The sequence below is a fragment of the Dactylosporangium maewongense genome, from assembly GCF_039531485.1.
GTDB lineage: Bacteria > Actinomycetota > Actinomycetes > Mycobacteriales > Micromonosporaceae > Dactylosporangium > Dactylosporangium maewongense.
Genome location: NZ_BAAAQD010000071.1, coordinates 1 through 12,184 on the forward strand (window position 1 = coordinate 1; position 12,184 = coordinate 12,184).

Annotated in this window: 8 protein-coding genes and 1 pseudogene; 5 read left to right on the forward strand and 4 right to left on the reverse strand. The window is 72.8% G+C overall.

Annotation, left to right across the window (positions count from 1 at the left end):
• Positions 1 to 309 precede the first annotated feature (309 nt).
• Positions 310 to 2,763, reverse strand: coding sequence for a transglycosylase domain-containing protein (locus tag ABD332_RS59390; protein WP_344515924.1), 2,454 nt, complete (start codon positions 2,761 to 2,763; stop codon positions 310 to 312).
• 432 nt (positions 2,764 to 3,195) lie between these two features.
• On the opposite strand from ABD332_RS59390, the gene ABD332_RS59395 reads away from it, so the two are divergent.
• Positions 3,196 to 3,504: a WhiB family transcriptional regulator gene (locus tag ABD332_RS59395; RefSeq protein WP_344515926.1), complete on the forward strand. Its 309-nt coding sequence runs from the start codon at positions 3,196 to 3,198 to the stop codon at positions 3,502 to 3,504.
• Between the two features lie 8 nt (positions 3,505 to 3,512).
• Here ABD332_RS59395 and bagB read toward each other — a convergent pair whose 3' ends face one another.
• From bagB to ABD332_RS59410, 3 genes are all read right to left on the reverse strand, one after another.
• Entirely contained in the window at positions 3,513 to 4,631 is a 1,119-nt protein-coding gene (gene bagB, locus ABD332_RS59400; protein WP_344515928.1) for an ArsA family ATPase, read from the reverse strand.
• Positions 4,632 to 4,665: 34 nt separating this feature from the next.
• The gene (gene bagA, locus ABD332_RS59405) at positions 4,666 to 5,601 is read right to left on the reverse strand and encodes an ATPase BagA (RefSeq protein ID WP_344515930.1); all 936 of its coding nucleotides are present in this window, start codon (positions 5,599 to 5,601) and stop codon (positions 4,666 to 4,668) included.
• 77 nt (positions 5,602 to 5,678) lie between these two features.
• On the reverse strand, positions 5,679 to 6,662 hold the full coding sequence (locus tag ABD332_RS59410) for an Rv0361 family membrane protein (protein WP_344515932.1): 984 nt from the start codon (positions 6,660 to 6,662) through the stop codon (positions 5,679 to 5,681).
• Between the two features lie 157 nt (positions 6,663 to 6,819).
• On the opposite strand from ABD332_RS59410, the gene sp36 reads away from it, so the two are divergent.
• The 4 genes and pseudogenes from sp36 to ABD332_RS59430 all read left to right on the forward strand — a co-directional run.
• A complete protein-coding gene (gene sp36, locus ABD332_RS59415; RefSeq protein ID WP_344515934.1) occupies positions 6,820 to 6,978 on the forward strand; it encodes a Sp36 family protein in 159 nt (52 codons plus the stop codon).
• A gap of 1 nt (position 6,979) precedes the next feature.
• The gene (locus tag ABD332_RS59420; RefSeq protein WP_344515935.1) at positions 6,980 to 7,441 is read left to right on the forward strand and encodes a RidA family protein; all 462 of its coding nucleotides are present in this window, start codon (positions 6,980 to 6,982) and stop codon (positions 7,439 to 7,441) included.
• Between the two features lie 76 nt (positions 7,442 to 7,517).
• Positions 7,518 to 8,303: an MBL fold metallo-hydrolase gene (locus tag ABD332_RS59425; RefSeq protein ID WP_344515937.1), complete on the forward strand. Its 786-nt coding sequence runs from the start codon at positions 7,518 to 7,520 to the stop codon at positions 8,301 to 8,303.
• A pseudogene (locus tag ABD332_RS59430) lies at positions 8,300 to 11,797 on the forward strand (adenylate/guanylate cyclase domain-containing protein); the annotation flags it as partial. The gene ABD332_RS59425 and the pseudogene ABD332_RS59430, both read left to right, overlap by 4 nt.
• Positions 11,798 to 12,184 lie beyond the last annotated feature (387 nt).

Consider the following 12,184-nt stretch of genomic DNA (forward strand, 5'->3'; position numbering starts at 1 on the left):
CCACCTGGCCTGGCCCACCTGGCCTGGCCCACCTGGCCTGGCCCACCTGGCCTGGCCCACCTGGCCTGGCCCACCTGGCCTGGCCCACCTGGCCTGGCCCACCTGGCCTGGCCCACCCGGCCCGGCCCACCCGGCCCGGCCTGCGCCGACTCTGACCCGCCCCGGCCTGCTCGTCCGGCGTGCCCTGCGTTGGTCGAGCCCGGGTTGTGCAATCGAGGGCCTCGCGCGCGGGGCGTTGTAGACGGGCGCAGACGGGAGCGCCCGCCCCGGGAGGTCCGGGGCGGCCGCGTTGCGTGGTGTGGTGCGGGGTCAGCAGACCCAGGGGAGCGGGCATTCCGTGTCGTCGCGGACGCCGTTGCCGGTGGCGGGGTCGGTGCCCAGGTAGGGCGGGGCGGGGTTGCCAGGGCCCTTGCTGATGATCAGGGCGACCTGGCCCCCCTTGACCGTGGCGCCGCCGGGTTCGGTGCGGGCGACGGTGCCGGCGGGGCAGGGGGAGGGGACCTGGCTCGGGGAGACCGTCACGGTGAAGCCGGCCCGGGTGATCCGGCTGCGCGCCTGGTCGACCGGGGCGCACTTGACCGACGGGATCTCCACCAGCTTGCCCATCGACTTGTCCTTGGTCGGCGCCGTGAACTGCACCACCGGCTTGCCGACGAGGCCGTCCTTGAGCGTGCCCAGGGTCGCGTAGTTGATCTGGGGGTGCTTCATGTCCTTGTTGGTCTCGGGCCAGTCGGGGTCGGTGAGGAAGCCGCCGACCGCGAGCTGCTTGGTCATCGCGACGAACGTGGCGCTCTTCTCCGAGTCGGTGGTGCCGGACTTGCCGGCGACCGGGCGGCCGACGTACTTGCGGGCGTAGCCCGCGGTGGCGCCGCCGCACTTGCCGGTGGCGGACTGGTCGCCGACGGGGCAGCGGGCCATGTCGACGGCCGCGCGCGCGACCTCCTTGTCGACGACCTGCTTGCACTTCGGGTCGAGCCCCTCGACCTTCTTGCCGCTGTTGTCCTTGACTTCGAGGATCGGGGTCGGCTCGCAGTACAGGCCGTCCGCGGCGAGCGTGCCGTAGGCGTTGGCCAGCTGCAGTGGCGTGGTGGCGCTGACGCCGAGGGTGAAGGCGCCCCAGCCCTTCGCGTTCTGGGGCTGGGCCAGGTTGGCGTCCTCGGAGGCGTTGAACTGGATGCCGAGGCGCTTCGCCACGTCGACCACCTTGTCGGCGCCGACCTGCTGCTCCAGTGGCACGAAGTACGTGTTGATCGAGCTGCCGAACGCGGTCCACATGTTGTACGGACCGGACTGGCCGCCGGCGTTCTTCGGGCAGTACCAGGGGCCGTTACACGCGGCCGGGCTGCTCGGGTTGATCTTGAAGGTCGACTGGAACTGCTTCTCGGTGTTGATCGTCGTCGCCAGGGGCAGGCCGGCCTCCAGCGCCGCCACCGCGGTGAACATCTTGAACGTCGAGCCGGCCTGGTAGCCGGGGATGTCCCTGTCACCGGTGATGATCGGCACCGTGGTGTTCGGGTAGTTGCCCTTCTGGCCCTTCTTGTCCGGGTTGGTGTTGGCCCCGTTCTTGCTGTTGTCGTTGCTGAACGTGCGGTTCGTCGCGATCGCCGTGACCCGGCCGGTGCCCGGCTCGACCGCGGCGAGCATGATCGCGTTCTGGTTGCCCAGCCGGATCTTCTCGTTCTTGCCGACGTTCGGCTGGTCGGCGGCGTACTTGAAGGCCGCGGCCTGGGTGTTGACGTCGAGAGAGGAGATCACCGTGTAGCCGCCGGCGCGGAGCCGGTTGGCGCGCTGGTACTGGTCCTCGCCGAAGACCTTCTGCTCCATCCACCAGCGGCGCAGGTAGTCGCAGAAGAAGCCGGCGCCCAGCTCGTTGGGGCGCTGCACCGACTCGCAGCCCTCGGGCGTGCGCTTGCCGACGATGTTCAGCTTGGTCTTGCCGGCCTCGTCGGCCTGCTGCTGGTTGATGTAGCCCATCGCGACCATCTGGTTGAGCACGTACTTCTGCCGGTCCAGCGCGCGGGGCAGGCCCTCGGCGGTCGCCGGGTCGCTCGTGCCGGGCGCCTTGACCAGGCCGGCGATGAGCGCGGCCTCGGGCAGGGTCAGGTCCTTCGGGTCCTTCTCGAAGTACACGTGCGCGGCCGCGAAGATGCCGTAGGCGCCGTGACCGAACGCGGCGATGTTGAGGTACCGGAGCAGGATCTCGTCCTTGTTGAGCTTCTTCTCCAGGTCGATCGCGTACTTCATCTCGCGCAGCTTGCGCGTGGGGGTCTTGTCGGTGGCGTCCACCACGTCCTGCGGCGTCTTGGCCGAGTAGGAGATCGCCTGCCGCACGTACTGCATGGTCAGCGTCGAGGCGCCCTGCTCGGCGGTGCCGCCGGCGTTCTGGTTGGCGACGAACGCGCGCGCCACACCCTTCACGTCGACGCCGCGGTGCTCGTAGAACCGGTTGTCCTCGGCGGCCACGATCGCCTTGCGCATGACGTCGGCGACGTCGGTGAGGTTGGTGACGTCGCGGCGGTTCTCGTCGTACATCATCGCCAGCAGGGTCTTGCCGTCGGATGCGTACACATAACTGATCTGCGGCGACGGCAGCACATCGATGTCAGTCGGCAGATTCTCGAACGTGTCGGCGCCGGCCTTCGCGGCGAGGCCCGACATCGCGACCGCGGGGAATGCGGCCGCTGCAACCACCAAGCCCGCGAGCAGCCCACACAGCAGGAGTGATGCTGCGTTGGGCAGCAGGCCGTGTTCGCGTTTGCGCATCCAGGTCACTTCCTCAGACTACGGGACGGCGTCATGAGGCCGCGTCCTGATGCTGGCGTCCTCGTTGTCCTAGACGCGTGACACCGGTCGTGAGGTTGACCCGTAGCCGAGTCTGATACATGGATCGCGGGGGTGCGGGCTTTTTGGGCAAATCGCACCCGGTCGTGACGCGGCAGTAGCACGCTCCGGCCTTTTGGTGGATCACATAGGGCCGGTTAACCTGGTGCAACAACGTTGCGTAACTGGACGACTACAGAGCATGATGTTCCGGAAAGCTCCTCTCGGGGTTCCCGTGGCCGGGGACCCTCCTGTCGCGCCGGGTAGCCCGGCGAACTGCATCCAAAAGCCATGGGGGGACGTGGTTTGGGTGCTATTCGCTGGGGCAAGCACGGCGGATGGACCCGGGGGGAGTCCAAGGGGGGAAGAGGAAATATGAGCATGGTCGTCGACTGGCCCAGCATCGCCGCGTGTCGCAATGGCGACCCGGACGCTTTGTTCGTCCAGGGTGCCGAGCAGAACGTGGCGAAGCGGATCTGCCGGAGCTGCCCCGTGCGGTATGAGTGCCTGGCAGACGCCCTCGACAACCGGATCGAGTTCGGAGTCTGGGGCGGCATGACCGAGCGCGAGCGCCGTGCGTTGCTGCGCCGTCACCCGCAGGTGCCCAGCTGGCGCAAGATGTTCGAAGCCGCCATGGATCGTAACGAGAAGGACGCCACCAAGGAGCTCGTTCCGACCGGCTGAGGCACCGGCTAGAACGAGTATCCGATCGCGCGCAGCCCGTCGAGGTCATGGACGTCGGCGGGCTGTGCCGGGATCTTCACGACCGGAACACCCGGGTGGGCCCGCAGGAACCGACCTGACACCGCCGCCTGCCTGTCCCGCTGGTCCGCGAGCTCCGCGTGCACGCGGAGCACCTCCGCCGTCGAGGGATGCTCACCCAGCTCGTCGAGGCGGCCGGCGGCGGCACGGGCGTCGTCGGCGCTCAGCGCGGCGGGCACCGACACCACCCGGTTGAGCACGAGACCCGCCAGCGGCATCCGGTCGGCCGCGAGCCGCCCGGCGAAATACATCGCCTCCCGGACCGCGTCCGGCTCGGGCGCCGCCACCACCAGGAACGCCGTCTCCGGTGCCTGGAGCACCCGGTACGTCTGCTCGGCGCGCTCACGGAAGCCACCGAACATCGAGTCGAGGGCGCCGACGAACCCCGACAGGTCGGTCAGCAGCTGCGCCCCGAGGATCTTGGTGACGGTACGGCTGAACAGCCCGAACGAGGCCGATACGAGGTTGAACACGCTGCGCCCGCCGGCCCGGGCCGGGGCGAGCAGCAGCCGCAGCATCTTGCCGTCCAGGAACCGCGACAGCCGCGCCGGCGCGTCGAGGAAGTCCAGCGCGGAGCGCGACGGCGGCGTGTCGACCACGATCAGGTCCCACTCGTCGCGGGCCCGCAGCTGGCCGAGCTTCTCCATCGCCATGTACTCCTGCGTGCCGGAGAACGTGGAGCTCATGGCCTGGTAGAAGGGGTTGGCGAAGATCTCCTCGGCCCGCTTCGGGTCGGTGTGCTCGAGCACGACCTCGTCGAAGGTCCGCTTCATGTCCAGCATCATGGCCTGGAGCTCGGCCGAGTCGGGCTGCAGCCCCTTGACCAGGCGCGGCGTGTTGTCCAGCTCGGTCAGGCCCAGCGCCTGCGCCAGCCGGCGCGCCGGGTCGATGGTGAGCACCACCGTGCGACGGCCGTGCCGCTCGGCGGCACGCACCGCGAGCGCGGCCGCGGTCGTGGTCTTGCCGACTCCGCCGGAGCCGCAGCAGACGACGATGCGGATCGCCGGGTCGGCGAGGATCGCGTCGACGTCGAGCTTGGGGGTCCCCACCTAGCGAGCGTATCCGTTCATCGCTCGGTCAAGCTCAGGTGAGCAAGAGATCACCGAGGGACTCCAGCGCCTGCGGGGTGACACCGCCCGGGAGCACGGGCAGCTCCACCACCGGCCGACCGAGACCCTGCAGGTCGGCCCGCAGTGACGCCTCCGCGGCGACCCGGGTCTGGTACGCCTTGGCCTCGCCCGCCAGCCCCGCGAGGGTCTCCTTGTCGGCCGTGAGCCCCGCCGCGGTCAACCCCCGCCGCAGGTCCGCCTGGGTCACCTTCGCCCCGGCCAGCACGGGCGGGCGGGTCGCGTTGACGATCACCGTGCCGATCGGGATGCCGAGCCGGCTGAGCTCGTCGATCGCGTCGGCGGTCTCCTGGACCGGCATCTCCTCCAGAAGAGTGACCACGTGCACGGCGGTCATCGGCGAACGCAGGATCGCCGCGACGCCCTCACTCTGCGTCTTGATCGGGCCGACCTTCGCCAACCGGGCAGTCTCGGCGGTCACGTTGAGGAAACGGCCGATCCGCCCCGTCGGCGGCGCGTCGAGGATGACCGCGTCGTACACCCGGCGGCCGTCGACGGTGCGCGTCACCGCCTCCTTGACCTTGCCGGTCAGCAGCACGTCGCGGAGCCCCGGCGCGACGGTCGTGGCGAAGTCGACGGCGCCGACCTTGCGCAGCGCCCGGCCGGCCACGCCGAGCCGGTAGAACATCTCCAGGTATTCCAGGAGCGCCTCCTCGGCGTCCACGGCCAGCGCGCGGACCTCGCCGCCGCCGCTCGCCGTGGCGATCCGCAGCTCCTGGTAGGGCAGCGGGTCGCGGTCGAAGACCTGCGCGATGCCCTGCCGGGCCTCGACCTCGATCAGCAGCGTGCGCCGGCCGTCCCTGGCCAGTGCGAGCGCCAGCGCGCCGGCGACCGTGGTCTTGCCCGTGCCGCCCTTGCCGGTGACCACATGCAGACGGGCGGGCCAGCCCATGCTTCCTGCACGGCTGCCCCGCCCGTCCTGAGACTCGCGCGTTGTCACCCCTCGACGCTACAGGGCGCCGTCCGCGACTACGCGGTGGTGATCTCGCACACCCACCAGCCGTTGTCCTTCGTCGCGAGGAACTTGTACTTCGACTCGGCGACCTTCTCGTCACTCGTGGCGACCTTGATCGGCACGACCAGCGTCGCCGAGGAGGCGTCCTGCTTCTCGACCGTCGGGGCGGGCCACGTGTAGGTCGGGCTGGTCAGGCCGGCGTCGTACTTCTTGATGTCGTCGACCCGGGCGGCCAGCTTGTTCTTGTCACGGGACGACGCGCAGACGTACTTGAGCGCCTCGGTGGTGTTCTTGTCCTTGTAGACAGCCTTGAGGAAGCCGTTGACCGCGTCGACCGCGCTCGGCTGGCCCTTGCCCTGGTTGCCCTTCTGGACGAAGTACGCCGCCGCGCCGCCACCGCCGCACAGGACGAGCACGACCGCCAGGACGATCAGGGTGATCATCAGGCCGCGCTTCCTCGGCGGCGCCGGCTGCTGGTAGCCGGGCTGGTAGCCACCCGCGTAGGGGTCGGCCGGGAAGCCGCTGGTCGGCTGGCCGGGGAAGCCGCTCGTGGGCTGGGCCGGGAAACCGCTGGTCGGCTGCTGCTGCAGCGGACCCGTCGGGAACTGCCCGGTCGGTTGCGGACCCGTCGGGAACGCGCCCGTCGGTGGGTACTGCGGCTGCTGCGGGTAACCCTGCTGCGGATACTGCGCCGGATCCGGCTGCCCGAACTGCGGCTGCTGCCCGTACTGCGTCGGGTCGGGCTGCTGCGGATACCCGGCCTGCGGGAACGGCGGCTGGACCGGCACCGCATACGGCTGGCCGGACGTCGGCGGAGCGGAGGTCGGAGGCGCCGAGGTGGGCGGCGCGGCGAACGGGTCCTGCACGCCCGGCGCGGGCGGCCAGCCCTGACCCGGAGCCGGCTGCGGAGGCTGCGGTGCCTGACCCGGCGCGGCGTAAGGGTCGCCCGGCTGGCCCTGGTATTCGGGCTGCCCGGGGTACTGGGGCGGTTGTGTCATGTCTCCACCTCGTGTGCGACGGCCGGTCCGCCGGCGGTCCGGCTCCCGGGACCCGTGCGGCGCGGCCCTTAGGGTAGCCGTCGCGCGCGAGCATTGGGGGACCCCATTTCGGTCGGCGTCCGCTCGTCGCGCCGCAGGCGACCGATAGTCTCCCCTCATGCAGAAATGGGAGTACCTGACCGCACCCCTGCTGGTCCACAACACGAAGCTGATCCTGGACAACTTCGGCGAGGACGGCTGGGAGCTCGTGGCGATCGTGCCGGGCCTCAACCCGGAGAACCTCGTGGCCTACTTCAAGCGCCCCAAGGCGGACTGACGTGGGCAGTGAGGTGTTCACCCGGCTGGAGGACCTGGGCCTGACGATCCCGGCGGTCGTGCCGCCGGTCGCCGCCTACGTGCCGGCCGTACAGACGAACAACCACGTGTATGTCTCGGGGCAGCTGCCGATGGTCGACGGGAAGCTCGCCGCCGCCGGCCTGGTCGGCGCCGACGTGACCCCCGAGCAGGCCAAGGAGCTCGCCCGCCAGGCCGGGCTCAACGCCCTCGCCGCCGTGCACGCCCTGGTCGGCCTGGACAAGGTCGTCCGGGTGGTCAAGATCGTCGGGTTCGTCGCGTCGGCACCGGGCTTCACCGGCCAGCCGGGCGTCATCAACGGCGCCAGCGAGCTGTTCGCCGAGGTCTTCGGTGAGGCGGGCCGGCACGCCCGCAGCGCCGTCGGCGTCTCCTCCCTGCCGCTCAACACCCCGGTCGAGGTCGAAGCGATCTTCGAGGTCGCCTGAGCGACGGACCCCCGTGCGGGTTCGATGCCCGGTCGGGTGACGTGTCGTGGGAACCGGCCCGCCGTACGATCACTTCGTGGTAAGCCACGTCACCGCCCCGACCGCCGAGGTCCTCACGTCGTTGCCCGACTGGGTGACGCTGGTCCGCGCGCCCAACCCGGGCCCGATGACACTCGACGGCACCAACACCTGGCTCCTGCGGGCGCCCGGCGGCGGCTGCGTCGTCGTCGACCCGGGCCCGCTGGACGAGGGCCACCTGCGGGCAGTCGCCGGCCACGCGCCGATCGCCGCCATCATCCTCACGCACAGCCACGAGGACCACACCGAAGGTGTACCGCGCCTCGCCGAGCTCACCGGCGCGCCGGTCCACCAGCCGCCGGTACACGCGACGCTCGACGTCGACGGCGTCCTCATCGAACCTGTCATCACGCCCGGTCACACCGCCGACTCCGTCTGCTTCGCCGCACGGCACGACGACCAGCGGCTGATGCTGACCGGCGACACCATCCTCGGCCGAGGGACCACCATCGTCGCCTGGCCCGACGGCGACCTCGGCGACTACCTGAACAGCCTGCGACTGCTGGCCGGCTTCGAGGGCGTGCCCGCGCTGCCCGGACACGGTCCGGCACTCACCGACACCGCCGTCGCCGCCCGCTTCTACCACCAGCACCGCCAGGCCCGCCTCGAGCAGGTCCGGGCGGCGCTCGCCGCGGGCGCCACCGATCCCGCCGAGGTCGTCGCTCTGGTGTACGCCGATGTCGACCGCAGCCTGTGGGAAGCGGCCAAGTGGTCGGTCCGGGCGCAACTTGCCTATCTGAGTCGGGAATCACAACCACCCCAGCCAGGGTTGGACGCAACGTGACGTGTTCGGTGTGTGGAACCGTGGCCGTTCCGGGTGCGCGGTTCTGCCACCATTGCGGCTCGGCGCTGCCGGCCGCGGCCACCCTCCCGGCCGCCGAGCGGCGGATCGTGACCGTGCTCTTCGGCGACCTGTCCGACTTCACCGCCTGGTCGGAGGACCTCGACCCGGAGCGGGTCGGCGCGGTCACCGACCGGGTGCTCGCCGCGCTCGCCGGCGCGGTCAAGACCTTCGGCGGCCACGTCGACAAGCTCACCGGCGACGGCATCATGGCCGTCTTCGGCGCCCCCGTCGCCCACGAGGACGACGCCGAGCGAGCCGTTCGCGCCGCGCTGTCCATGCAGCGGGCGGTGCGCCGGGTCCTCGACGACGAGCGCGGCGGCGGTGCCCCGCTCGGGCTGCGCATCGGACTCAACACGGGCACCGTCGTCGCCGGCGTACAGGCGGGCATCGAATACACGGTCATCGGCGACACCGTCAACACGGCGGCCCGGCTCGCCGACGCCGCCGCGATCGGCGCCGTCTACGCGGGCGACCGCACCTCCGCCACCACCCGGCGGCTCGCCTCCTGGCGCGCGCTGCGCCCCCTGCGCCTGAAAGGCAAACGGGAGCCGGTCGAGGCGTACGAACTGCTCGGCCTGCTCGACGCCCCCGGCACCCGCTCCGGCCTCGGCGACGAGGCGCCGTTCGTCGGCCGCGAGGCGGAGCTCGCCCGCGTCTCCGGCCGGCTCGCCGAGATCGCCGACCGGCAGGAGACCCGCGTCCTGGTCTTCACCGGCGAGGCCGGGCTGGGCAAGTCCCGGCTCGCCGGCGAGATCGAGCGCTTCGCCGCCGGCTACCTCGGCAGCGCCGGCTACACGCCGAGCGCCGGGTTCGCGCCCGGCGGCGGCGCCCGCGTGCTGTCCGTGCACTGCGCCGCCTTCGGCGAACGCCGCCGGCTCGCGCCCCTCGCCGACCTCGTCCGCGCCGCGATCGGCCTGCCGCCGGACGCCACCAACCTCACCCGCGAAGCGGTCGAGGAGCGGCTGCGCCGCCTCGCGCAGCGGCTGGCCCGCGCCGCCCGCGGCCGCCCCGAGCCGCCCCGCTTCGCCACCGACCTGCTGCTGAGCCTCATCGGCTACTCCGGCTCGTCGTCGGAGGCGTCCTGGGTCGCGCCCGGCGCCAAACCCGACGAGCTCGACCTGCACGCCGTGCCCAACGCGGTCGCGGAGCTGCTGTCCGGCATGGCCGCCGAGACGCCCCTCGTCGTCATCGTCGACGACCTGCACGACGCGACCGCCGAGACCGTCGACGCGCTCGGCGCCGCCATCGAGCGGATCACCGGCCCGGTCCTCATCGTGCTGCTCGGCCGGCCCGAGCTGGTCCGCTCCGCCGGCGTCCTCACCCGCGTGCCCGACGCCGAGCTGGTGCCGATCCCGCCGCTGCGCGGTGCCGACGCGGCGCGGCTGCTCAGCGCGTACCTCGGCGGCGGGCGGCTCGCGGCACCCGACGAGGACCGGCTCCTCGCGACCGCCCAAGGCAACCCGTTCTACCTCGCCGAGCTGGTCACCCTCCTGCAGGAGCGCGGCGCGCTGAGCACCGTGCCCGGCAGCGACCCCGTCGGCTGGCGGCTCACCCCCGGCTCTCTCGGCGGGCGGCTGCTCTCCCGCGACCTCGCCGCCGTCCTCGCCGCCCGCATCGACGCGCTGCCCCCCGACACCCGCGCCGTGCTGCGCGACGCGGCCGTCATCGGCGACACCGTGCCCAGCCGGGCCCTGGAGGCGCTGCGCTTCAACCCGCCCGGCCAACCGGCCCGGCCCGCCGTCGTCGCCGCCGTCGAGCTGGAGCGCGCCGTCGAGGAGCTGCTCCAGCGGCGCATGCTGCGCCGCGCCCGCGGCGGCTACGCGTTCGCCACGCCGCTGCTGCGCGAGGCCGCGTATGCCGGCATCGGCAAGGCCGACCTCGCCGAGCGGCACGCCGCGCTGTCCCGCTGGGCGGCCGCGGCGATGACCGCCTGGCAGAGCTCCGGCAACACCGGCGGCACCGTCACCGGCCTCAACATGACCGCCGGCGCCGCCGACGCGTTCATCGCCGACCACGCCGAGCGCGCCTCCCGCCTCGCCGACGTCGTCGGGCTGCGCCCCGACTCCCTCGCCCGCTCCGCCGCGCCGCTCGGCGTGCAGGCCCTCGGCCGCGCGGCCCGCGAGGCCCTTGCCACCGGCGAACCCGCCCAGGCCGCCCAGGCCGCCGACCGGGCCGCCGCCCTCGGCACCGTCCCGCTCGGCGACCGGCTCGTGCACGCGCGGGCGCTGCTCCAGCTCGGCCGGGTCTCCGAAGCCCTCGCCGGCGCCGAGAAGGTCACCGCCAACGCACCCGACGACCCCGCGGTCCGGGTCGGCGCCCTGCTCGTCGCCGGCCGCGCCTACCGTGCCACCGGCGACCAGCGCCGCAGCTACCAGACCCTCAACGAAGCCCTCGAAGCGGCGACGGAGGCGCGCCTCACGTACGAGCGGGGCGACGCCATGCGCCGGCTCGGCATGGCCGACTTCCTCGAAGGCCGGCTCGCCGAGGCCGGCGGGCGCTTCGCCGAGTCCTTCCAGATCGCGGTCAGCTCCGGCGACCGGCGGGCGCAGGCCTGGTCGCTGCAGCACCTGGCCTGGGTCACCACCACCCGCGGCGACTTCGCCGGCGCCGACGCGGCCCTCGGCCGGGCCGCCCGCCGCTTCGCCGAGCTGGGCGACCCCGTCGGCCGGGCCTGGCTGCGCGGCACCACCGCCTTCGTCCGCCTGCTCGCCGGCCGGCTCGGCGAGGCCAGGCGCCTGGCGAAGGCGTTCCTGCCCTTCGGCGAGCGGGTCGGCGACGCCTGGGCGGTCGGCACCCTGCGCGCGGTCGAGGCCTTCGCGGCCGCGGAGAGCGGCGACCTGGCCGACGCCGACCAGGAGGCGCGCCGGGCCTACCGCGACTTCGCCGCCGCCGGCGACGACTGGGGCCGCGGCCTCGCGCTCGTGGTCCGCGGCGTGGTCGCCCGCGAGCTGGCCGAGCCCGCGCACGCCTTCGACCTGCTCACCGACGCCACCGAGTACGGCGAGAAGACCGGCCATCCGCTGCTCATCGGCATGTCGCGGACGATGCGCGGCTTCGTCAGCCTGGACCGCGGCGACGCGGCGGCCGCCGAGGACGACGCCAGGGCTGTCCTGCAGGTCGTGGAGACCCACGACGTCCTCGAAGCGGCGAAGGTCGCGCCGCGGGTCCTGTTCGGCCTGGCCCGCCAGGCCCAGGGCGACCTGGCGGCGGCGCTGGAGGTGCTCGGCTGCGTGGCCGCGGACCGCCCCGGTCCGTCGGTGATGTTCTCCCGCCGGCACGCGGTGGCGGCCTACGCCGGCGCCCTGCTCGCCGCGGGCCGGCAGGTCGAGGCCCTCGACTGGGCCCGGCAGGCGCAGACCCTGGCCGGCGAGGACGTGCGCAGCCGGATCTACGCGGCCCGCGTCCTGGCCGACGCCCTCGAGGCCAACGGCCAGTGCGACGAGGCCGCCGTCGTCACCGCCGCCCTCGCCACATGACACGCCGCGTCACGTGATGACATGGCGTGACTGCCTGATGACTCGACTGGAGATCAATTTCCGGTGAGGGTGTAAGGTAGCTTCAAAGCGGCCACGCAGCGCCGACCTCGCCCTGGTGCGTTCCCGGTCGAGCGACGACCCCGGCAACGACGGCCCCTGACGGCGACGACGACCTGCCCCGACGACCTGCCCCGACGACGTGCTCGCGGGCCTGCGCGTCAGGCGGCGGACGGCGGACGGCGGCTCGGCGGCTCGGCGGCTCGGCGGCTCGGCGGCTCGGCGGCTCGGCGGCTCGGCGGCTCGGCGGCTCGGCGGCTCGGCGGCTCGGCGGCTCGGCGGCTCGGC